This is a genomic window from Mesorhizobium sp. B2-5-11, assembly GCF_006440835.1.
GTDB lineage: Bacteria > Pseudomonadota > Alphaproteobacteria > Rhizobiales > Rhizobiaceae > Mesorhizobium.
On sequence record NZ_VFUK01000001.1, the window covers coordinates 367,370 to 389,280 of the forward strand.

Genomic DNA, 21,911 nt, shown 5'->3' on the forward strand with positions numbered 1-21,911 from the left:
TAGAATGAGAAGAGCGCTTGAGACCCATGGCTAGGCAGCTATCCCATTTGCCCTATTGTATTCTGCGATCGCGCCAAGAATGTCGCCGTCAAAAATGATTTCGCCGTGATGAAATACAACTCCCCTTGCGCATATGGATTGCAGTGTTTTGAAATCATGCGAAGCTAACAGCAGAATCTCCGCCTGCTCGACAAGATCCAGGATGCGTTTGCGCGCTTTTCCCATAAAATTCGCATCACCGGCACCGATCACCTCGTCGAGGAGGAGAATGTCACCGCCGACCGCTGTCGAAATCGCGAAGGCGAGGCGCACCTGCATGCCAGCGGAATAGGTTTTGATCGGATAGTCGATAAACTCCCCGATATCGGCAAAGGCGACAACCTCGTCCTCTATCGAGCGCATGAATTTGGGCGAGAGACCAAGGAGAAGTCCGCGGTACAGGATGTTCTCCCGGCCGGTGGCATCAGGCTCGAAACCCAAACTCAGGTCAAACAAAGACCGGACGGTCCCCTCGACCACGCGCTTCCCGGAAGATGTCGGGTATAATCCTGCCACCATCTTGAGGAACGTGCTCTTGCCGGCCCCATTGTGTCCTAAAAGGCCAACGCGTTCGCCGGGACCAATGTCCAGACTAACATCCTTCAATGCGTGGATGTCGACGATCTTCTTGCCTCCTCCGTTCAACGTCGCCAGCGACGCCAGCATGGATTTCAACGACCGCTCGCTGAAGCCGACGGATGCATAATGGAGGTTTACCGACTCGAGGTGAATCCGGTTTGTCATAGGTAGAAGATCACCCTCTTTTCGGCGGACCTGCCCACGAGTGCTGCGATCAGCATGAGCACTGCGATAGTCCCGAAGCACCACAGGTAATTGGCAGCGACGGGCCATTCACCATGCAGGAGTGGAGCGCGTACGATCTGGAGGAGGTGATAAAGCGGATTGTAGTCCAGAAGGACATGCAGATTGCCTTTGCGGAACACCGAAGTCTCGAAATAGATTGGTGAGACAAACCATAGGGCTTGCAATATCAGGCCAAGCGCATGCGGCAGATCGCGAAAACGGGCAGAAAAATATGCCATTATCGTCGCCCACGGCCAGACAATCAGACCGATGATCGGGAATATCGTGAGGGCGGCAAGCCAAGACCAGCCGAAATTCTGCGGCATAACGACAAGCACCCAACCGATGAGGCTGATGCTGGCCAGGGCAAGCACCATAAGCCCGGAAATAACGTTTCGAAGCGTATATATCGCTAACGGGTGACGTGTCTGCTTGATGTACGCGTCGGCTTGGACGAAAGCCAATGCGCCTCCACTTACATTGAAGACGATGTACTCCCAGATGATGACCCCGGAGAGAATGTAGGGCGCATATTCCGAGATCGCGGCGTCGAAGATGCGACTGAATACGATGGAGATAAGGATCGTTAGGCCCAGAGGCTGGATAATCGACCACAGGACACCGAAGAAGGACCTTCTCCAGCGACCGCGCAGATCGGACATCGCGAGATGCATCCAAAAATATCGCGCGGCCCAAATGCCCCTAAGATACTCGTTCACAGGCCATTTCCTTAACGCAAAGTCACCGCGGTCGATCCTCGAAATAACCGATGATCGAAGAACATATGCGGTTCAACTGTTCCTCGGTCAGTCCGGGGTAGCTCGGCAGATTGATGCCACGCTTGCTTACGCTATCGCCATTCGGAAAGGCCCGGTCAGAATAACAGTGCGGCATGTGGCTGGCTAAGGGGAAAAACGGGCGTGTCTCGATTTCGTCGTCGGCAAGACGCGCACGCAACCGATCTCGATCCTCAACGTGGTCAACGACAATCGAACACATCCAGTGCGAATGATTAACGTCGCCCACGGGATCATGGGTCCTCAAGGGAAGCCCGGACAGTCGGGTCCGGTATATCTCTGCGATCTGCTGCTTGCGGTGGATGATCTCTTCAGCCATCTCGATCTGGGCAAGCCCGATCGCCGCCTGGATATTGGTCATCCGATAATTGTAGGCGAGCATGTCGTGCCAGTATTCGCGGGTCGGCGAGACACCTTGGCTTTTCAGGCGCCGACACTTGTCCATCACCTCAGCCGATCGCGCCAGAACCATTCCGCCTTCGCCAGTTGTGATTGTCTTGTTCCCGAAGAAACTGAAGGTGGCAACATCACCAAACGTGCCGACATGCCGGCCTTTCCACCGGGTCCCGAAGCCTTCCGCGCAGTCCTCGATGAGCAAAAGAGCATGATCGCGGCAAAGGGCCGAGATCGCATCCATATCACAGGGATGGCCATACAAATGCACCGCCATGACCGCGCGGGTTCTCGGGGTTATAGCGTCACGTATTGCCTGCGGATCCACCTGCAGCGTGTCTTCCAACGAATCGACGTAGACTGGCGTCGCGCCGGTCTGCAAAATGGTGTTGACCGACGCTATGTAGGTGAAGCTTGGAACGATGACCTCGTCGCCGGCACCGATGCCCAATGCATCCAACACAAGGTGGATGGCTACGGTACCGTTTGCCACGCTTGTCGCCTCTTTCGCGCCTACATACTCCGCAAAAGCCTTTTCAAATCGGGATATGAAGGCTCCACGTGAGGAAATCCAACCCGTAGTCAAGCACTCGTTGACATACGCCGATACGTTTCCGCTAAGGTATGGCTCATATACTGGAATTCGTGCCATGGTTATTCTGCGCGAGTGAAGCGTTGATAGCCATGCGTTGTAAGCAGCTTTTCCTGCTCGGCACCCTTAAAGTCCTCGCGAATCATTTCTTGGACCAGCTCGGTGAATTTAATCCTAGGTTCCCAGCCAAGGTTCTTTCGAGCTTTACTGGCGTCGCCAAGAAGCGTTTCGACTTCTGTCGGCCGAAAGTAAGCCGCATCGACAGCCACTATACATTGACCGCTTTTGTTATCGTACCCTTTCTCGCCGACGCCTTTTCCCTCCCATCTTACGTCAATATCCAGTTCCGCAGCCGCCAGAGTCACAAATTCGCGCACGGAATGCTGCTCGCCAGTTGCGATAACGTAATCCTCAGGCGCCTCCTGTTGCAACATAAGCCATTGCATCTCAACATAGTCTTTGGCATGCCCCCAGTCGCGCAGTGAATCTAGATTACCCAGGTAAAGCTTCTCTTGCATGCCTAGCTTGATGCGTGCCAGCGCTCGCGTAATCTTACGCGTCACAAACGTCTCACCTCGCATTGGGGACTCGTGATTGAACAGAATGCCGTTACACGCATAGATGCCGTATGCTTCGCGATAATTGATCGTAATCCAGTATGCATACAATTTGGCCACGGCATAAGGAGACCGTGGGTAGAATGGCGTGGTTTCCTTTTGCGGCGTCTCTTGCACGAGCCCGTACAGCTCAGACGTAGACGCCTGATAGAAACGGACCTTCTTCTCCAAGCCGAGAATTCGGATGGCTTCCAAAATTCTCAACGCCCCTAGAGCGTCGGAGTTGGCGGTGTATTCAGGTTCCTCAAATGAAACGGCTACGTGACTCTGTGCCGCCAGATTGTAAATCTCATCCGGCTGAACGAGCTGAATGATCCGCATCAGACTTGATGAGTCAGTCAGATCGCCATGATGCAACGTCAGATCTACACCCTTTTCATGTGGATCATGATACAAATGATCGATGCGATCCGTATTAAAAAGGGATGTGCGGCGCCTTACGCCGTGAACGGAATAACCCTTTTCCAGCAGGAATGCCGCCAGATAGGCGCCGTCCTGCCCGGTGATGCCGGTTATCAGTGCTTTTTTTTTCATCAATGTTCTCGATGTATCCGATTTGTGTCCGCCCAGCCCCTAAGGCTTTGCCGCCCCCAGCACCGTGAGCCAATGGATTGTCAGGCGCGGCCGTATACGTCGTCAAAACGCACGATATCGTCCTCGCCGAGATAATCGCCGCTTTGCACTTCAATGATCACCAGGTCAATCCGGCCAGGGTTTTCCAGCCTGTGTTTATGACCGCAGGGGATGTAGGTTGACTCGTTGGTCGCCAGGAACAGCTCCTGGTCGCCATTGACTATTTTCGCGGAGCCGCTGACCACGACCCAGTGCTCGGAACGATGGTAGTGCATCTGCAGGCTCAAACGTCTGCCGGGTTTCACCTCGATGCGTTTGATTTTGAAGCGCTCGCCTTCCTCCAGAACCGTATAGGTGCCCCACGGCCTATGTACGGTGCTGTGGACCAAATGTGCCTCATGCCCGGAAGCCTTGAGGCCCTCGAACAACTTCTTGACGTCCTGAACGCGATCGCGGGAGGCGACAAGCAATGCGTCGGGAGAATCGACGATCACCAGATCGCTGACCCCGACCGTGCCGATGACGCGTTTGTCGGAACTTATATAGCTGCCGGTGGTGTCCACCATATGAACATCGCCGCGTAGCCTGTTGCCGCTTTCGTCAGGAGTGATCAAATCGGCCATTGCGTTCCAAGATCCGATGTCGTTCCAATCCATGTCGCAAGGAACCACGGCAAGATTGTTTGCCTTCTCCATAACCGCATGATCGAGAGAGATACGCGGAGCGGAGCCAAAATGCTCGGGCGCGAGTTCGATTTTGGCAAAGCCTTCGCCTTGACTGAATCGGCCGTTCTCATAACTGTCGGAAACCGCCTGGATCACTTCGGGGCAATGCAAAGCCATCTCGTCGAGCATGCGTTGCGCGCTGAAGCAGAATATCCCCGCGTTCCAGAAGAAGCGTTTGGATTCGACATAGGCTTTGGCTGTGTCGAGATCCGGTTTTTCAACGAAACGGACGACTTTCTCACCATCGGCTTCGATATAGCCGAACGCCGTGTCCGGCCTGGTTGGGCTGATGCCCAGTGTGGCAATCCGCCCCAGTTTTGCATATTCGATGGCGCGGCCCATAACGTCTAGAAATGCGGGCAGGTTGCCAATCATGTGATCGGCCGGGAAGACGCATAGAATCGCATCAGGGCCCTGCGTTGCCTTGGCATGGACAGTGGCTGCCGCCACGGCAGCGGCCGTATCCCGGCCTTCCGGCTCGAGCAGAAACGTACGTGGCAACACAACCGAATCCAGTTCGTCGAAGTCGTCCTTCGTGAGGAAAAGGTGGTCCCCGGACGTTACAGCCACGAGTTCCACCACTCCCTCAATCGACGCGGCGCGCAGCACTGTGTGCTGAATAAGCGAATGCCCGTCCGCCACTTTAAGAAAAGGCTTGGGGTGCGATTGCCTTGAGGCAGGCCATAGTCGCGATCCGGCTCCACCGCTGATGATGACGGGAACCACTTTCATGAAATGACCTCTGCTTCGTTTGTGGATGCGATCGCCAGCGCCCTGTCGAGCGTCAGCGCCACAATCGCTCTCGCTCTGCCTGGGTCTGCTGCCTCCGAATAACAGCGAAGTTCAGGCGCGTTGCCGGACGGCCGCAGATGGATGATCTCGCCAGTCAGCATTTGTGTCCTTAGGCCGTCGGTCTCGTCAACTTCAGCAACAGTCCCGAACGGGGCCAGAAACCGCTGCAGTGCAGGCCGATCCGCGAGCCGACGCATCAAGCTGCGCGAACTCTCCACTGGAAAATTCTCAAGGCGTTCGCTTGCACAGGCCGGAAGATTCCACAACGCGCGCAGACCTGACAGCGATTTTCTTGTCGATGCGACCATCCCGAGGACAGCCAGGATGGGGAGCAGTGAATCCCGTGTCGGCAATGCCGTCAATGTCTTGCCGTGTAGCGAACAGTCCGACCCCAAGAGAACGCCACCATTGGCTTCAAAGCCCACAACGATTTTCCCGGGGCGGTGTGAGGCTTCCATGGCTTCGACAACAAAGGGAGATCCGACCTTCGTTCTCAGAACCGTAAAACCGAAGGCTTTCGAAATACCTGAATTCGAAGTCACGGGCGTCACCACGATGTCAGCCCGCAGGAACAGAGCCGTGGCGAGGCCGATCAGGTCGCCGCGAAACAGGTCACCATTCTCGTCGGCAATCAGTGGCCGATCAGCATCGGCATCGGTCGACACGATGGCGTCGAGGTGGAATTCCCGCGCCCAACCCTTGAACTTTGCAATTGTGGTTTCGTCAACGGCTTCGGTATCGACGGGTACGAAGGTCTCCGATTTCCCGACAGGTGTCACATCTGCGCCAAAGGATCGGAGAACCTCCACCAGAAGATCCGCCGCGACCGAACTGTGCTGATAGACGCCGAGCCTCAGGCCCGAAAGGGACCCTGGCTCCAAGATGTCATCAGCGCGCGCGCGATAGGCGGCGATCGCATTGTCGTGATGCCCCGGCAAAGCCGTACCTATTGGCGGCGGGGGGCAATAGGCGTCTAGCCGTTCGGCAGCATAGTGTGCCATAGCGGCTTCATCGGCCTTGGTGATCTCGCCCCGCGGGCTATAGAACTTGATGCCATTGCGGTCCGCAGGGATGTGCGAACCCGTAACCATGAGCGCCGCTGCGTCATGCTGCCCGGCATACAACGCCAAGGCTGGCGTTGGAATGGCACCGCAATCGATCGGTTGAAACCCACTTGCCGCCAAGGCAGCCATGCAGTTGGCGGCGATCGTCGGACTGCTATCGCGCAAGTCGCGACCAACGAACACCTTGGCCTTCGATCGGACCCCATCGGCAACGAGACGACAAGCGAAAGCCTCCGTATAAAGGCCGCTGGGTTTCCCGACTAATTCTGAAGCCAACCCTCGCAGGCCACTTGATCCAAACTTCATCACTTCGCTTTGGCTGGTAAAGGGAAGACCGTCATATTGCAGCAGACTTGGCTGTCAACCGCAAAATCGCTTCGGGCGGTTCACCTTTCCTTCCAGCTATCCACACTGCATTCCCAGCCGCGTCGACAGGGTGAGAGCCGCCTGGCGTCAAGGACCGAGCGATGGCCTCACGATCGCGCTGCCGGCATTCTCGAACCGCTTGATATCTGCGGAACCATAGGCCATAGGTCGAGAGCAGACCGCACCAGGGCAAAGAGTAGTCAAGGATTGATCTCTCCGGCCGACCCCTCTCTCTATCCTGAGTTGCTGTCGGACTCTAGGGCTCTTTGCAGTTGATGTGCAAGATCTTGATCAAACGGACTTTCTCTTCACCCGCCAACCTATGAAAAAATCTCTGGCGATGATTTCAAGTCCACGCTATGCGATACACGCGGCGGGGGCCGAAGATTTGGTACTAAAAAGAAGCCGCCGGTGACGGATGGTATTCGCTCTAGAGCCACTTTAGTATTGAAGTCTTCGCGCCTGGAGTTCAGTACCGTCCGATGAAATCCTATGTAGAAGCTGTACCCGGACTCCGGCCCACAATGCGTCGCGCCATCATCATGATTCAAGACATCGCCATGGTTTTGGTGGCGGTGGCGCTTAGCCTGACTTTATCGCAGTCGAGGCTGTCGTTCGAAGCGTTCTCTCCAGCGGGTTTCGCTTGCTGGGCGAGCATCATTATTCTTAGTCATCTGTTATTCAGATATTGCGGCCTCTACAATACTGTGTGGCGCTTCGCCTCGACGCCGGATTTCTTCAATATCCTGAAGGGCTGCGCAATACTGACCATCGTCCTTTACTGTGTTTCGCTTTTTGTTCGTTCCTTTCAGCCGGTGGCGGGCCTCAATGAGCGCCAGTTCATCGTCTTCTTCCTGGTTTCTTTCACGATCATCTCGGCGCCCCGGATTTTCTACCGGTTCTTTCGCGACGGCGCGAGCTGGCGCATTCTGAGTCGCGGCAAAGCTTCGACCAAGAGAGCGGTGTTTGTCGGCAAGCTGAGCGAGGCCGACGTAATCATCCGTTTCACGCGCACGACGCAGCCTGTAGAGTATTCAATTGCAGGGATTATGGCGATTGAACACGGTGTTCCGCAGGGCACTCGGATCCAGGGCGTTCCCGTCGTGGCCACCCGCCCCCGCCTGATCGAGGTGCTGGAAGAATACGCCAAGGGTACGACAAGCCTGGACCTGCTGATTTTCGGCAGCGGCGCCGAACATGAGATCGAGGAGTATTCGGAGCTCGTCCGTGTTGCCCGGCAAGGCGACATAGCGGTGGTGCAGTTCTCGGGGCTTTCGCAGCTTGGCCAGGAAGGAAAGCTCGTTCTCGACGAGGTCGAGATGGAAACGATCCTGCGCCGCCCCACGGTTCCGTCCGACATCGAACGGATCGGGGCCTTCGTCGGCGGCAAGCGCGTCCTGGTCACCGGCGGCGCCGGTTCCATCGGCCGCACCCTGGTCAAGAGGTCACTGGAACTGGGCGCGGAGGCGGTGCTGGTTGCCGATAATTCCGAGTTCGGCATTTTCCAGTTGAGCCAATATGTCGAAGAGAAGGACCACGACCGCCTCAAGGTCCGCATTGTCGATGTCGCCGACCGGCGCCAGATGACGCGTGTCGTCACCGAGTTCAAGCCGGACATCGTTTTCCACGCCGCGGCACTGAAGCATGTGCCTTTGCTCGAGGAAAACTGGGATTCGGCCATCCAGACCAATGTCTTCGGAACGCTTGTCTGTGCCGAGGTTGCCGCCAAATGCGGCGTCAAGCAATTCGTGCTTGTTTCGAGCGACAAGGCCGTGGACCCGACATCCGTGCTGGGCCTGACGAAGCGGGCGGCCGAACAGATCGTCAGCGCCTTGCATGAAACGCCCGCCGGCGAGCCCGGCGCGCGGCGCCCCGCCACCAAGTTCATAGCCGTTCGGTTCGGCAATGTCTTTGGCAGCAATGGCTCGGTCGCAACCATATTCCAGGCGCAGATCGAGGCCGGAGGTCCGGTCACCATAACCGACCGGCGCATGACGCGCTATTTCATGACCGTGGCCGAAGCCGTCGACCTCGTCATCATGTCGGCTGCCGATGCCGCCTCGCGGAAAGCCGGCGACGACTACGCCGTCTACATGCTCGACATGGGCAAACCGGTGCCGATCCTCGAAGTTGCCGAGACGATGATCCGCATGTCCGGAAAAAGCCCATACACGGACATCCCCATTCGCTTCACCGGAATCCGGCCCGGTGAAAAACTCCATGAAACGTTGCATGGTGAGGATGAGGAACTGGTCGAACTCGGCATTTCCAAGATTTTTGGCCTGAGCACCGATGTCGCGGAATGGTCCGATGTCCAGGCGGCGCTTGCGGCCCTGCAGCAATCCGTGAAGAGCCAGGACAAGGCATCCTCGCTCGCGGTGCTTGCGGGTCTTGACCATACCAAGAAGGTAAGAGGGGACGTGCCTGAGGCCGTGATCCCGAAAGCGGCCGGGCAGGCGAACTGATGCTTCAAAAGACCCTGGCCTTCTTCGGCGCTTGAGCAGTCTGCGCAAGAGCGGCATTTATCGGCGGACCTTCGGGACCCTGGGGCGCTGGCTGGCATTCCTCTGCAGGCGCATCCGAGCAGGCGAGGGGTCGAGCTTGGTCGAGCGATAGCCTCATGCTACGTCGAGCGGATTCGTATTTTCGTCTTTGGTTTTGGCAACGAGCACTATCGGCGGTTCATGAAGACAGCCAAGCAAATCTTCGATCTTGCCGGCGCGGCGCTGCTGCTCCTGGTCACTTCACCCGTCCTGGCGCTCGCTGTCCTGGCTGTTCGTATATCGTCGCCCGGTCCGGCCATCTTTTCTCAAACGCGGGTTGGCCGCGATGGCGTGCTCTTTCGCTGTCACAAATTGCGCACGATGTATGTCGGCACGCCATCCTTGCCTTCGCACGAGGCGCCGGCGAATGCCGTGACGCCGGCCGGAAAGACCCTGCGGAAGTTCAAGCTCGATGAGCTGCCGCAGTTCTGGAATGTTCTGAAGGGCGAGATGAGCTTGGTCGGACCGCGTCCCTGTCTGCCGACGCAAACCGAGCTGATCGAGTGCCGCCGACGGCTGGGCGTTTCATCGGCGCTTCCCGGCATCACCGGCCTGGCTCAGGTCAAGGGCATCGACATGTCGGACCCGGCCCTATTGGCCGAAACCGATGCCGACTATCTCAAGGTCGCGTCGATCGGCCTTGATCTTCGCATCCTGCTTGCGACGATTTATCCAGGTTGAGCTTGCCTGCTGCGCGCCGCGATTTCGCTTAGACGATCAAGCGTCGCTGTTTCCGGCAGCCAGCCCTGCGAGACGAGCAGGGAAGGGTCGCATATCTGTGTCGCCGTCATGCTTTCCCAAAACGCCCGCTTGCCTAGCGCCACCGCGGCCATCCGCATCAGGCTGGCCGGTACGGCAGCCAGGCGCACCGGCCGCCCAAGTCCCTTACGGAAGGCGCTTACGACGGCTGCCACCGACACCGGAGGCACGTCGCTGGCTATATAGGCAGGGCTGAGCGGCCCCGGATGAGTCAACAAATGCCGCACGGCTTGCGCGGCTGCGTCGGCCGACACCAGCGAGCGGGTTCCTGTCAGAATACCTGTCGGCAGCGGCAGGCCCGTACCGGCCAGGCGCATCAGCATTGCCAGATTGCCCTTCATGCCGCTTGCGTAGGCGGCAGGCAGGCGCAGCACGGCGGCGTCGGCGCGGCCGTGCGATGCATAGGCGTCCAGGACCCTGATCTCGCCCTCGCGTTTCGAGCGCCCGTAGGCGCATTGCGGATCGGGGACCGTATGCTCGTCGATCGTTGCGCTGACGCGGGCGCCGATCACGGCCCGAACCGATGACAGTTGGATGAAGCGTCCGCTTGCCTGCATGGCGGCCGCATGCGCCAGCCGCGCGCTCAGTTCCGCGTTGGCGGCTCGGTAGTCGGCTTCGGTGGCACCGCCGTGATCATTGTTCAGGCCGGCGCAATGAACGACGTCCGTGGCATCGCGGGTGACGGCAAGGAAGGCCTCGGCCGGCGCATCGAAACGCGGCAAGGCGACGATGTCGCTGCCCGAAGCGAGGCTTTCGGGATAGCGCGAGGCGAGGCGAACCTCCACGCCTGCCTCGCAAAGCCTTTGCACGACGAGACGTCCGATGAAGCCCGATGCGCCTGTGACCAAGACCTTCATTGCCTTGCCCGGAGCCGCTATTGCGTGACTGGCGGAAGCGGCATCTCTTCCGGCAACGGGGCCTGACGTCCCGACGCAAGATAGGTCCCGGATACCAGGAAGACCATGAACACCGAATCCAGGATGTCTTGGCCGATCAGGATGCCTGTCATCCCAGCCGTCAGGTAGGTGATCACCATGACGACGACCATGGTGGCGCCAAAGCGCTCGATCGGGTCGGCGCTGTTGCGCAGGACCAGGGCGGCGTTTCTGCCGGCGACGACAAAGATCGCCGCCAAAGTCACGGCGCCCAGGATGCCCGCCTGTACCAATGCCGTCAGGAAGCCATTGTGGAAATGATTGAAACCTGCCGTTTTCGCGAACAGGTCTTGGAAGCCCTGCCTGATCAAGAGCTGGTTGGCGCCCACTCCGTGTCCGAACAAGGGCATGTCGCGGAATGCCTTCAGGCCGATGTCCCAGAGGGCAACACGTATTCCAAGCGAGGTGTCGTAATTGCCGTGCGCCCCAAGCGCGTCCCAATCAGAGCGCAGAAAATCAAATCTGTCGGATATTGTATGGAAGCCGATAGCGGCGACCGCGACGCCGATCGCCGCCAGCAGAAGCAGCAGACGGACGGCATTCTTCCCTTTCAGCCAATGCTGGTTGATCAACAGCACGGCAATGCCGGAAATCAGCAGCGCCAGCCAGATGATGCGCGTGCCGGAATAGATGATGGCGATCGTTCCGCCGAGCGCTGCGCAGATCAGCGCACTCTTGTGCCTTTCGATGCCCGACAGGGCACCGGCCACGCAGGCCATCACTGCAAGGCAGACGACCGTGGCGAACACGATCGCATTTCCCGCTCCGCCCTCCGCCCTCATCCCGATCCAATATTGCTGGATGATCGCCAACAGCAGCGCGACGAAACAGGCGGCCATGCTGCTGAGGATTATGATCCGGACAAGGGTTGTTTTCTGCGTAATGCTCCAGGTTGAATAGGAGAGGGGGAAAAACAGGAAGGTGACGAGCGGGATCAGATGCGGCGCATCCCTGACAATTGCGTTATTGGCGAGGGAAGCCAGGAGATTTGCCGCGCAATAGGCATAGATCGCGATCGTGAGCGCCATCATCGCCCGGTCGATGTTGAAGCGCCTCTTTTTCGAGGCGATCAAAAGAACCGACCACAGGCCGCCGCCGTTGAACACGAAGCTCACCACAGACCCCAGGACCGGTGGAAAAAAGAAGCAAGCGATGGAAAAATAGATATTGATCCGCGCGGGCGAAAACTGCCGTCTTATCGATGAAAGCTGGCTCAAGGGCGGCTCACCATTCTCGGACGCTTCACACGGCGGATTGTCTGACGGCGGCGAACATAGCCCTGCCGAAATTGCCCGTGTCGCATCGTGCATCTGCCCGCTTTCAGAGGCCGGTATAGCGGCTTGGGCTTTTTTCTGAAAGTGCATCAAGGCCGATTGCCACCGAAAATCGGTAGTCGCTGGCAGACGATCGGATTTGGGCGCGGCGAAGACTGCGTGCTTTTCATCAAGCAATTTTTTCCCCCGCATTTTCGCAGCCGCCGGCGTGACAAGCAGGAATTTCCGGATTTTGACGCATGGATGGAAAATTCATTCCCGAACCACTCCTTGCCAGGCGCGTCTTGCAATGTTCTGGGCAGCGGCGATCTGCTAGAACGCCCGCAAGAATAACATTGTCCAGAAGCAAGCTTGAACCGGGCGTGAAGCCCGATGATTTGATGCCAGGTCTTCTGTCGGAAGGCACGAGAGAACGCTAGACAGGCCATGACAACAGCGCTTACGCACCTGCAGCGGCTTGAGGCCGAGTCAATCCACATATTCCGTGAAGTCGCGGCCGCCTTCGCCAAGCCGGTCATGCTCTATTCCGTAGGCAAGGATTCGTCCGTGCTGATGCACCTGGCGATGAAGGCGTTCTATCCCGCCAAGCCGCCCTTTCCGTTCCTTCATGTCGACACAACCTGGAAATTTCGCGAGATGATCGCCTTTCGCGATCAGATGGCGCAAAAACTCGGTTTCGATCTCCTGGTTCACGTCAACCAGGATGGCGTGCGCGACAACATCAATCCCTTCGATCATGGCTCGAACACGCACACCCATGTGATGAAGACCGTGGCGCTGCGCCAGGCGCTCGGCAAATACGGTTTCGATGCCGCCTTTGGCGGCGCCCGCCGCGACGAGGAAAAATCGCGCGCCAAGGAGCGCATCTTTTCCTTCCGCAACGCCCAGCATGTCTGGGATCCGAAGAATCAGCGCCCCGAAATGTGGAAGATCTTCAACACCCGCATCGCCACGGGTGAATCGATCCGCGTCTTTCCGCTGTCCAACTGGACCGAGCTCGACATCTGGCAGTACATCCTGCAGGAGAACATCCCGATCGTGCCGCTCTATTTCGCCAAGCAGCGGCCGGTCGTGGAACGCGATGGCATGCTCATCCTCAAGGACGACGATCGCATGAAATTGCGCCCCGGTGAGGCGATCGAGAATCGGCTGGTGCGCTTCCGCACGCTCGGCTGCTACCCGCTGACCGGCGCCATCGAATCGGAAGCAGACACGCTGGAAGCTATCGTCGGCGAGATGCTGACCGCGCGCACCTCCGAACGGCAGGGCCGCCTGATCGACCGGGACGAAGCCGGCTCGATGGAAAAGAAGAAGCGCGAGGGGTATTTCTGACCATGCGCCACATCATGGCAAAGAGCCTGGCACCTACCGACGGCGTCCGCGATTATCTGGCGGCGCAGGAGAAGAAATCGCTGCTGCGCTTCCTCACCTGCGGCTCCGTCGACGACGGCAAGTCGACGCTGATCGGCCGTCTGCTCTCCGACACCAAGCAGATTTTCGAGGACCAGCTTGCCGCGCTCGAACGCGATTCGCGCAAGCACGGCACGACCGGCGACGACATCGATTTCGCACTGCTGGTCGACGGTCTCGAAGCCGAGCGCGAGCAAGGCATCACCATCGACGTCGCCTATCGCTTCTTCGCCACGCCAAAGCGCAAATTCATTGTCGCCGACACGCCCGGCCACGAGCAGTACACGCGTAACATGGCGACCGGCGCGTCCACCGCCGACCTGGCAATCGTGCTGATCGATGCTCGGCAAGGCGTGCTGCGCCAGACCAGGCGCCACTCGATCATCGCCTCGCTGCTCGGCATCCGCCATATCGTGCTGGCCGTCAACAAGATCGATCTCGTCGATTTCGATAAGGCGGTCTTCGACCGGATCACGCAGGACTATCAGCAGTTTTCGCGCGATCTCGGCTTTGAGACCATCGTGCCGATCCCGATGTCGGCGCGCTACGGCGACAACGTCACCGGCCGCTCCGACAGGATGGAATGGTATTCCGGCCCGACGCTGATCGAACATCTCGAAACCGTTTCGGTCGACGAGGCCGCGGCCGAGCTGCCGTTCCGTTTTCCGGTGCAGTACGTCAACCGCCCCAATCTCGATTTTCGCGGCTTCGCCGGAACGATCGCCTCGGGCGCGATCTCGCAAGGCGACGAGGTCGTCGTCGCCAAATCGGGCAAATCCTCCCGCGTCAGGCGCATCGTCGCGCAGGGTGGCGACCTCGCCCAGGCGGTTGCCGGCCAGGCCATCACGCTTGTCCTCGATGACGAGGTCGAGATTTCCCGGGGCAACATGCTGGTGGCGCCTGCGGCACGCCCGCAGGTCGCCGACCAGTTCGCCGCCAACATCGTCTGGTTCGACGAACATGCGCTGCTGCCGGGCCGCTCCTATATCCTGCGCACCGAGACCGACCAGACCAGCGCTACCGTCACCGATTTGAAATATCGGGTCAATGTCAATGACTTTGCCCGTGAAGCTGCCAAGTCGCTCGAGATGAACGAAGTAGGCATCTGCAACATCTCGACGCGCACGCCGATCGCTTTCGACACCTTCGCCGAGAACCGTACAACCGGCGCGTTCATCCTGATCGACCGCATCAGCAACGCCACGGTCGGCGCCGGCATGATCCTGCATTCGCTGCGCCGTGCCGAGAACATCCATTGGCAATCGCTCGATGTCGGCAAGCGGGTACGTGCCGACATCAAGAACCAGCGGCCCGCCGTGTTCTGGTTCACGGGGCTGTCGGGCTCGGGCAAATCGACCATCGCCAACCTGTTCGAGAAGAAGCTGTTCGCCTCCGGGCGCCATACCTACATTCTCGACGGCGACAATGTCCGCCACGGCCTCAACCGCGATCTCGGCTTTACCGACGCCGACCGCGTCGAAAACATCCGCCGCGTCGCCGAAGTGGCCCGCCTCATGGCCGATGCAGGGCTGATCGTCATCGTTTCCTTCATTTCGCCTTTCAGCGCCGAGCGGCGCATGGCCCGCGAATTGATGGCCGAAGGCGAGTTCATCGAAGTGTTCGTCGACACGCCGTTCGAGGAATGCGCCAGGCGTGACCCGAAAGGCCTCTACGCCCGGGCGCTCAATGGCGAGATCAAGAACTTCACCGGTGTCGACTCGCCTTACGAAGCGCCGGAAAAACCGGAAATCCATCTGAAGACACTCGGCAAATCGGCCGAGGAGATGGTAGATGCCCTGGAACAGTGGCTGAACGAGCGTGACATTGCCGAAGACCAATACGACAATGGCGGCGGCATCTGACGACAGGTCGATGCTCGAGATTTTCGAGGGGCTCGCTTTGGCGGCCGGCCGCGAGGTCATGCGTGTGTTCCACGCCGGCTGCGCGGTCGACCAGAAATCAGATTCCTCGCCGGTGACCGAGGCGGACCGCGAGAGCGAGAAGATCATTCTGGCCGGATTGCGTGCCGCCTTTCCCGACATTCCCTGCGTGGCCGAGGAGGAAGCATCCGCCGGCATCGTGCCGCCGGACCTGGACGGTGCTTTCTTCCTGATCGATCCGCTGGACGGCACCAAGGAATTCGTCAATCGCCGCACCGATTTCACCGTCAACATCGCGCTTGTCCGCCACGGCGTGCCGGAAGTCGGCGTCGTTTTCGCGCCCTGCACGGGCCGGTTCTTTTCCGGGCTGCCGGGCAAGGCGGAATTCCTCGAAATAGATGGCGACTTCCGCATCGTCTCTCGCCGGCCGATTTCGGTGAGGGCGGCTGCGACGCCGCTGGCGGTGGTTGCGAGCCGCTCCCACAACACGCCCGAAACCGAAGCCTATATTCGTGACCTAGGCATCGCCGAGATCGTCTCTGTCGGCTCGTCGCTGAAATTCTGTCTGGTCGCCAATGGCGAGGCGGACATTTATCCGCGCTTCGGTCGTACCATGGAGTGGGATACCGCAGCCGGCGATGCCGTGCTGCGCGCCGCGGGCGGCATCACGCGCACGTTGGATGGACAGCCCTTGATGTATGGCAAGCGAGACCAGGGCGGCGATGCGGATTTTGCCAATCCGCATTTCATCGCCAGCGGCAGGGCAGGGGCAAGCTCCGCCTGAAGCCGGCTGGTTACTCGGCCGCGGCCTGCGCCGAGTTCGATCCGATATAGTTGCGGATCGTCTCGATGATCCGGTCCTGATCGGCTTCGCTGAGATAGGGATGCATCGGCAGGCACAGGATGCGCTTGGGCAATTGCTCGGATACGGCAAGGCCGGTCGGCGTTCTCGGATAGTCGCGATAGGCGATCTGCTCGTGCAGCGGCTTCACATAGTAGATGACCGACGGAATGCCTTTTTCGCCGAGATGCGCCTTCAGCCCGTCGCGCTTGGGCGTCTCGATGGCGTATTGCGCCCAGGCCGAGCGGCTGCCGTCCAGGTTGCGGGCTGCCGTGACGACATTAGCAAGCCCTTCGGCATAACGGTTCGCCACCATTTGCCGGGCAACCATCTCGTCCTCGAGAATGGCGAGCTTTTCGATCAGGATCGCGGCCTGCAGCGTGTCGAGCCGTGAATTGATGCCGACCCGGATGTTGTCATATTGCGTCTCGCCCTTGCCGTGGAAGGCGAAGGAGCGCAGCTTGTCGGCCAAGGCGTCGTCGTTGGTGAACATCGCTCCGCCGTCGCCGTAGCAGCCGAGCGGCTTCGCCGGATAGAAACTGGTCGAGCCGACCGTGCCTAACGACCCGCACATCTTGCCGTCCGCCGAACCGCCCATCGATTGGGCGGCATCCTCGATCACCATCAGGCCTTCTCGGTGGGCGATCGCCATGATGGCATCGTAGTCGGCGGCAAGGCCGAAGAGGTCGACCGGAATGATCGCCCTGGGCTTCAGCCGGCCTTCGTTCTTGATCATCGCGATCGCCGCCTCGAGGCTGGCGATATCGATATTGTAGGTGTTGGGATCGACGTCGACGAACACCGGCTCGGCCTTGGCCAGCGCCACCACTTCCGCCGTGGCGGCAAAGGTGAAGCTCGGAACGAACACGGCATCGCCCGGGCCGATCCCGGCGGCGAACAGCGGCAAAAGCAGTGCGTCGGTGCCGTTGGCGCAGGCCACGACGTGTTTGACGCCGACATAGGCGGCGAGCTTTTTCTCGAATTCGGCTACCTGGGGACCGAGGATATAGCGGCCGTCCTCGACGACATGGTCGATCGCGGCCTTCAGCCGGTCGCGGATTCGTTCGCGCTGTGCGCCAAGATCGATGAACTGCATGTCGTCCTCAAACGATTTTAACCGGGCGGTCTAGCCTCGACCCGCTGGTATCAGAATTGCGCCTGCCGAGAAAGCCGGGCGCGCGGAGCGACAAATTGCCCCGGTCGTGGCAGTCTGTTACCGCATTTTCCGGTGTCGGTCAGCCGGATGCCGGAAATCCGGGATTCGTGCGGCGCAATTACGGCCTTATAACCCCAGAGTCGACCCTGCTAAACATAAAGTGATCGGCCGGCTCAATCCATGTTGGGCCTTACCACGGCCCGAACTTGGGTCAGCCAAGGCCTGAGAACGGCCAGTCCGCAGTGCGGCAGCTATCCGAAGATAGGAATTTTTTCTTGACTGGGTGAAGGCAACTATGCTACATATTTGCCCATGGTGCTGAGTTGCGCCAAGGACCCGCCGCACAGGCGGGTTTTCTTTACTACCTCATCAACAGCGCGCCGGCGAAGGTTCCAAGGAACCTGTTAATTCGGATTCGTTCCTCTGGCGCGCCATTCAGGCGATCTCATGGCGCCAGGGCGGATTGGCGCCGGCCCGCGATACCGTCACCGCCGCCGCTTTGGCGCCGAGTGTCAGGGCCGCACGGATGGCGTCCTCGGAAAGGCCTGAAATCGCCGCTTTCGTTAGCCGGCCCTGCTCATGCAGCGAGGCGAGGATGCCGGCATTGAACGTATCACCGGCGCCGACCGTATCGACCACCTCGACTTTTTGCGGCGTTACGCTGACCGTGTGGTCCCTGGTGTAGCCGACGGCGCCTTCGCTGCCATGGGTGACGACGATCAGCTTGGGTCCGCGGTCGAGCCAGTTGCGCACGACGTCCTCGTGCGAGCCGGCTTCGTCGAACCAGTGAAGATCTTCATCCGAGAGTTTCACGATATCGGCCATCGCCATCATCTCGCGGATACGCTTCAGATGCTTTGCCTTGTCCGGGATGAAGTTCGGCCGGATGTTGGGGTCGAGCATCATGACGCGACGACCATGCTCGCGCTTCATCAATTCCTCGTAGGCGGCCCCCGCCGGGTCCGAAATAAGGCTGATGGCGCCGAACAGCATGGCCTCGATCTCCGGACCAAGTTGCGGCAGATCCTCGCCGGTCAGCATGCGCCCGGCGGTGTTCTCGTCGTAGAAAGTGTAGGTTGCCTGGCCATCGTTCAGCCGCACGAAGGCGAGCGTCGTCGGCCGGGGCGAAGTGTGCGCATAGGTGGAACTGACCTTGCTCGCCCCGAGCGCTTCGCGGAGCTGGCCGCCGAACAGGTCCGACGACAGGCCCGAGAAGAAGCTGGCAGGAGCGCCCAGCCGGCCGAGCGCAATGGCGGTGTTGAACACCGCGCCGCCGACATAGGGTGCGAAGGCCCGTTCTCCCTCCGTCGTCGTGCGCGGCAGCATATCGATCAGGGCCTCGCCGCAGCAAAGGATCATTGTCTTGTCGTCTCCGGCGGATGGATCACGCCCTTGCGGATGATGATGTTGGCGTAGAGCCTGGGTTCGCTGGTCGCGACGATGGCGTGCGCGGCCCTGACGCGTGCATAGAAGTCGGCACCGGCCAGCGCAACCACCTTGCGCCCGGGCGCGCGTTTTGCACACAGCACTTCGATTTCATGATGCACGGGATCGGCGAGCGAGGGGTCGCCCTTGGCCGAGGCGCGAAACAGCGCCTCCGGCACGACGTCATCGACGGGCAGCACGCTCAATATGGCGTCCAGCACCGGAATGAGATGGTGGCCGTCGGCCCGCACCAGCCGCCTTGCCTGCTCTTCGGCCGGGTAGTTTCCATCGACCAGGGCGATTTCGTCGCCATGCCCCATCGCACGCAGGATCGCCAGAAGCTCCGGACCGAGCAGCGCCGGAATTCCGATCAGCATTCAGATGCTCCTGGAAATCGTGGTCGAACCGATCAGGAAGCGCTCGGATAGTGGCAGGCTGGCGCCGCCGAGAGCGCGCGCGTGAATACCGACGGTGCCTTCGCGGACGTTTGGCAGTTTCAATCCCTCGGCATCGATAGTGTCGATGGTGGCGATGACGGCGTCGACCAGCCTGCGGCGCACCTGCGTCGGCATCCAGCCGTCGATCACCGCCGCCTCGAAGTCGATGACGGACGACGCCGCGACGATGGCATAGGCGAGCGCCCGCGAGGCGTTTGTGATCCAGTCGTCGAGCTCGGCGCCGATCTCGCCCCAGTCCTCGGGCGACGTCCACAGATGCGACGCCTCGACGCCACGTGCATTGAGCGCTTTTTCGAGCATGGCGATCGAGGCCACGTCGATCAATTGGGTCGGCTTTCCCTCCGGTCCGGGCACCGGCATGGAGCCCAGCGCGCCGGCGTTGCCGGTCGGGCCGCCAAAGAGCCGTCCGTTGAGGACGATGCCGCCGCCGGCAAAGGCGCCGATATAGAAATAGACGAAATCGCGCGGGGCGCCTGCCTGACCGAAGACCAGTTCCGCGCCGCAGGCCGAAGTGGCGTCGTTCTGCAGATAGACCGGAAAATCGCATTGCGCCTGGATGTCGGCGCGGATATCGCGATGGCGCCATTCGTCCATGACGTCGCGCGGCGCGCCGGCGGTATCGGCCCAGTTCCAGAGCTCGAACGGCATGGCGATGCCGAGTCCCGCTATGCGTTTGTCCTGCGCGGGCGAAAGCTCGCCACGCATCTTCTTCATGCCTGATGTGACGAATTCCACCGTCTCGCGCGGGGCAGGGTAGCGGTAGGAATGCTGCAGCATCGAACGTACATTGCCGAGGAAATCGATCAGCACGAGTTCGGCGCTGCGGCGGCCGATCTTCAGGCCGATGAAGAACGCGCCTTCGGGATTGAGCGCCATGGGGATGGAGGGCTGGCCGATCTTGCCGCGCAGCGGCGCCTGCCGCAGCAGCAGGCTTTCCTCCTCGAGCTCGCGCATGATGACGGAGACGGTTTGCGCCGACAGTCCGGTCATGCGGGCGATGTCGGACTTCGCCAGGCTGCCATGCTGGCGCACCAGCGACAGCACCAGCCGCTCATTGTGGTCCCGCATGCCGCTCTGGTTGGTGCCACGGTGAATAAGGCTCTCATTCGCCTCGGGCGAACCATGCCTGGCAATGGCCGTCTCCACCCCTGTTCCTCCCGTCATTTCCCCTCGAGGCTTTTGGAACAGAATGTGCGAACGGCGCAAGGCTGTCAATAATAAATAAGAATGATTTAATTATTGACAGAGAGATTGGTCTGGTGTCATTTGAGGCAGGCATCCCCACCGGGAGAGGTTGCTTGGATGCCGTACGGATGCCGGTTGGCCGGCATCCGGAATGTTCCACTGGGAGGAAAATCGTGACCAATACAAAACTGTTGAAGTCCACCGTTTTTGCGGCGGCCGCTCTGGGCCTGATGGCATTCGCCTCGTCCGCATCCGCGGCCGGTGTCGGCGCCTGCCTGATCACCAAGACCGACACCAATCCCTTCTTCGTCAAGATGAAGGAGGGTGCGACCGCCAAGGCCAAGGAGCTTGGTGTCGACCTCAAGACTTATGCCGGCAAGATCGACGGCGACAGCGAAAGCCAGGTCGCGGCGATCGAGAGCTGCATCGCCGACGGCGCCAAGGGCATCCTCATTACCGCGTCCGACACCAAGGGCATCGTGCCGACGGTGAAGAAGGCGCGTGACGCCGGCCTGCTGGTGATCGCGCTCGACACGCCGCTCGATCCGATCGACGCCGCCGACGCGACCTTTGCCACCGACAATTTGGAGGCCGGCAAGCTGATCGGCGCCTGGGCCGCCGCGACGCTCGGCGACAAGGCCAAGGACGCCAAGATCGGCTTTCTCGACCTGACCCCCTCGCAACCGACCGTGGACGTGCTGCGCGACCAGGGCTTCATGATGGGCTACGGCATCGACGTGAAGGATCCTAACAAGATCGGCGACGAGGATGACGCGCGCATCGTCGGCCATGACGTCACCAACGGCAATGAGGAGGGCGGCCGCAAGGCCATGGAGAACCTTCTGCAGAAGGACAACACCATCAATGTCATCCACACCATCAACGAGCCGGCCGCGGTCGGCGCCTATCAGGCGCTCAAGGCCGTCGGCCTGGAAAGCCAGGTGCTGATCGTCTCCGTCGATGGCGGCTGCCCCGGCGTGAAGTCGGTGGCCGAAGGCGTCATCGGCGCGACATCGCAGCAATATCCGCTGCAGATGGCGGCGCTCGGCATCGAGGCCATCGCCAATTTTGCCAAGGACGGCACCAAGCCGAAGCCGACCGAAGGCAAGAACTTCTTCGACACCGGCGTCAATCTGGTGACCGACAAGCCGGCCAATGGCGTGAAGTCCATCGACACCAAGGAAGGCCTCGCCAAGTGCTGGGGCTGATGCCGGTCTGACTGGCAACGAAAAACGGAGCGGCCGGACTTGATCCCCGGCCGCTTCGGGTGGACGATGGTCGCG

Annotated in this window: 18 protein-coding genes; 6 read left to right on the forward strand and 12 right to left on the reverse strand. The window is 59.9% G+C overall.

The genetic code is table 11. The annotated features are described in order from the left end of the window. Nucleotides 1–30: 30 nt before the first annotated feature. From FJ490_RS01800 to FJ490_RS01825, 6 genes are all read right to left on the reverse strand, one after another. Nucleotides 31–783, reverse strand: coding sequence for an ABC transporter ATP-binding protein (locus tag FJ490_RS01800; protein WP_140520770.1), 753 nt, complete (start codon nt 781–783; stop codon nt 31–33). Continuing rightward, nucleotides 780–1,562, reverse strand: a complete 783-nt coding sequence (locus FJ490_RS01805) for an ABC transporter permease (protein WP_181165147.1) — start codon at nt 1,560–1,562, stop codon at nt 780–782. The genes FJ490_RS01800 and FJ490_RS01805 overlap by 4 nt, the downstream gene beginning before the upstream one ends. A 22-nt stretch (nt 1,563–1,584) precedes the next feature. Next, nucleotides 1,585–2,685, reverse strand: coding sequence for a DegT/DnrJ/EryC1/StrS family aminotransferase (locus tag FJ490_RS01810; RefSeq protein ID WP_140728144.1), 1,101 nt, complete (start codon nt 2,683–2,685; stop codon nt 1,585–1,587). 2 nt (nt 2,686–2,687) lie between these two features. Further along, nucleotides 2,688–3,776: a GDP-mannose 4,6-dehydratase gene (gmd, locus tag FJ490_RS01815; protein ID WP_140555890.1), complete on the reverse strand. Its 1,089-nt coding sequence runs from the start codon at nt 3,774–3,776 to the stop codon at nt 2,688–2,690. 80 nt (nt 3,777–3,856) lie between these two features. Next, nucleotides 3,857–5,272, reverse strand: coding sequence for a mannose-1-phosphate guanylyltransferase/mannose-6-phosphate isomerase (locus tag FJ490_RS01820; RefSeq protein WP_140555889.1), 1,416 nt, complete (start codon nt 5,270–5,272; stop codon nt 3,857–3,859). Further along, a complete protein-coding gene (locus FJ490_RS01825; protein WP_140494848.1) occupies nt 5,269–6,702 on the reverse strand; it encodes a phosphomannomutase in 1,434 nt (477 codons plus the stop codon). Before FJ490_RS01825 ends, FJ490_RS01820 begins: the two co-directional genes overlap by 4 nt. A 542-nt stretch (nt 6,703–7,244) precedes the next feature. Between FJ490_RS01825 and FJ490_RS01830 the strand changes: the two genes are divergently transcribed. Beyond that, the gene (locus FJ490_RS01830; protein WP_181165146.1) at nt 7,245–9,227 is read left to right on the forward strand and encodes a nucleoside-diphosphate sugar epimerase/dehydratase; all 1,983 of its coding nucleotides are present in this window, start codon (nt 7,245–7,247) and stop codon (nt 9,225–9,227) included. Between the two features lie 219 nt (nt 9,228–9,446). Then, nucleotides 9,447–9,986, forward strand: coding sequence for a sugar transferase (locus tag FJ490_RS01835; protein ID WP_140494844.1), 540 nt, complete (start codon nt 9,447–9,449; stop codon nt 9,984–9,986). Here the strand turns inward: FJ490_RS01835 and FJ490_RS01840 are convergent. Together FJ490_RS01840 and FJ490_RS01845 are read right to left on the reverse strand one after the other, a co-directional pair. Next, nucleotides 9,974–10,921: an NAD-dependent epimerase/dehydratase family protein gene (locus tag FJ490_RS01840; protein ID WP_140728145.1), complete on the reverse strand. Its 948-nt coding sequence runs from the start codon at nt 10,919–10,921 to the stop codon at nt 9,974–9,976. The genes FJ490_RS01835 and FJ490_RS01840 overlap by 13 nt on opposite strands. Nucleotides 10,922–10,938: 17 nt before the next feature. After that, on the reverse strand, nt 10,939–12,216 hold the full coding sequence (locus FJ490_RS01845) for an O-antigen ligase (protein WP_140728335.1): 1,278 nt from the start codon (nt 12,214–12,216) through the stop codon (nt 10,939–10,941). A 483-nt stretch (nt 12,217–12,699) separates the two neighbouring features. Here FJ490_RS01845 and cysD point away from each other — a divergent pair, with 483 nt between their 5' ends. Genes cysD through cysQ form a run of 3 tightly spaced genes read left to right on the forward strand, consistent with a single transcriptional unit; the run spans nt 12,700 to nt 16,347 of the window. Further along, on the forward strand, nt 12,700–13,605 hold the full coding sequence (cysD, locus tag FJ490_RS01850) for a sulfate adenylyltransferase subunit CysD (RefSeq protein ID WP_140728146.1): 906 nt from the start codon (nt 12,700–12,702) through the stop codon (nt 13,603–13,605). A gap of 2 nt (nt 13,606–13,607) precedes the next feature. Then, nucleotides 13,608–15,545 (forward strand): sulfate adenylyltransferase subunit CysN, encoded by a 1,938-nt coding sequence (gene cysN, locus FJ490_RS01855; protein WP_181165145.1) that lies wholly within the window; start codon nt 13,608–13,610, stop codon nt 15,543–15,545. 10 nt (nt 15,546–15,555) lie between these two features. Further along, nucleotides 15,556–16,347 (forward strand): 3'(2'),5'-bisphosphate nucleotidase CysQ, encoded by a 792-nt coding sequence (cysQ, locus tag FJ490_RS01860; RefSeq protein WP_181165144.1) that lies wholly within the window; start codon nt 15,556–15,558, stop codon nt 16,345–16,347. A 10-nt stretch (nt 16,348–16,357) separates the two neighbouring features. On the opposite strand, the gene FJ490_RS01865 is transcribed toward cysQ, so the two are convergent. The 4 genes from FJ490_RS01865 to FJ490_RS01880 all read right to left on the reverse strand — a co-directional run bounded on the left by FJ490_RS01865 (nt 16,358) and on the right by FJ490_RS01880 (nt 20,589). Continuing rightward, on the reverse strand, nt 16,358–17,500 hold the full coding sequence (locus tag FJ490_RS01865) for a DegT/DnrJ/EryC1/StrS aminotransferase family protein (protein WP_140728148.1): 1,143 nt from the start codon (nt 17,498–17,500) through the stop codon (nt 16,358–16,360). A 495-nt stretch (nt 17,501–17,995) separates the two neighbouring features. Continuing rightward, nucleotides 17,996–18,919, reverse strand: coding sequence for a carbohydrate kinase (locus FJ490_RS01870; RefSeq protein WP_140514911.1), 924 nt, complete (start codon nt 18,917–18,919; stop codon nt 17,996–17,998). Next, a complete protein-coding gene (locus tag FJ490_RS01875; RefSeq protein ID WP_140494830.1) occupies nt 18,916–19,362 on the reverse strand; it encodes an RbsD/FucU domain-containing protein in 447 nt (148 codons plus the stop codon). Before FJ490_RS01875 ends, FJ490_RS01870 begins: the two co-directional genes overlap by 4 nt. Next, a complete protein-coding gene (locus FJ490_RS01880; RefSeq protein ID WP_140728149.1) occupies nt 19,363–20,589 on the reverse strand; it encodes an ROK family protein in 1,227 nt (408 codons plus the stop codon). A gap of 230 nt (nt 20,590–20,819) precedes the next feature. Between FJ490_RS01880 and FJ490_RS01885 the strand changes: the two genes are divergently transcribed. Beyond that, complete coding sequence (locus FJ490_RS01885) at nt 20,820–21,836, forward strand: sugar ABC transporter substrate-binding protein (protein ID WP_181165177.1); 1,017 nt, start codon at nt 20,820–20,822, stop codon at nt 21,834–21,836. The last annotated feature ends 75 nt before the right edge of the window (nt 21,837–21,911 follow it).

Excerpts from the sequence above, each read along its gene's own strand:
- FJ490_RS01865 (WP_140728148.1), bottom strand. The coding sequence starts at position 17,500 with ATGCAGTTCATCGATCTTGGCGCACAGCGCGAACGAATCCGCGACCGG.
- cysN (WP_181165145.1), top strand. The coding sequence starts at position 13,608 with ATGCGCCACATCATGGCAAAGAGCCTGGCACCTACCGACGGCGTCCGC.
- cysD (WP_140728146.1), top strand. The coding sequence starts at position 12,700 with ATGACAACAGCGCTTACGCACCTGCAGCGGCTTGAGGCCGAGTCAATC.
- FJ490_RS01825 (WP_140494848.1), bottom strand. The coding sequence starts at position 6,702 with ATGAAGTTTGGATCAAGTGGCCTGCGAGGGTTGGCTTCAGAATTAGTC.
- FJ490_RS01840 (WP_140728145.1), bottom strand. The coding sequence starts at position 10,921 with ATGAAGGTCTTGGTCACAGGCGCATCGGGCTTCATCGGACGTCTCGTC.
- FJ490_RS01870 (WP_140514911.1), bottom strand. The coding sequence starts at position 18,919 with ATGATCCTTTGCTGCGGCGAGGCCCTGATCGATATGCTGCCGCGCACG.
- FJ490_RS01875 (WP_140494830.1), bottom strand. The coding sequence starts at position 19,362 with ATGCTGATCGGAATTCCGGCGCTGCTCGGTCCGGAGCTTCTGGCGATC.
- FJ490_RS01810 (WP_140728144.1), bottom strand. The coding sequence starts at position 2,685 with ATGGCACGAATTCCAGTATATGAGCCATACCTTAGCGGAAACGTATCG.
- FJ490_RS01800 (WP_140520770.1), bottom strand. The coding sequence starts at position 783 with ATGACAAACCGGATTCACCTCGAGTCGGTAAACCTCCATTATGCATCC.
- FJ490_RS01820 (WP_140555889.1), bottom strand. The coding sequence starts at position 5,272 with ATGAAAGTGGTTCCCGTCATCATCAGCGGTGGAGCCGGATCGCGACTA.
- FJ490_RS01835 (WP_140494844.1), top strand. The coding sequence starts at position 9,447 with ATGAAGACAGCCAAGCAAATCTTCGATCTTGCCGGCGCGGCGCTGCTG.
- cysQ (WP_181165144.1), top strand. The coding sequence starts at position 15,556 with ATGCTCGAGATTTTCGAGGGGCTCGCTTTGGCGGCCGGCCGCGAGGTC.
- gmd (WP_140555890.1), bottom strand. The coding sequence starts at position 3,776 with ATGAAAAAAAAAGCACTGATAACCGGCATCACCGGGCAGGACGGCGCC.
- FJ490_RS01830 (WP_181165146.1), top strand. The coding sequence starts at position 7,245 with ATGAAATCCTATGTAGAAGCTGTACCCGGACTCCGGCCCACAATGCGT.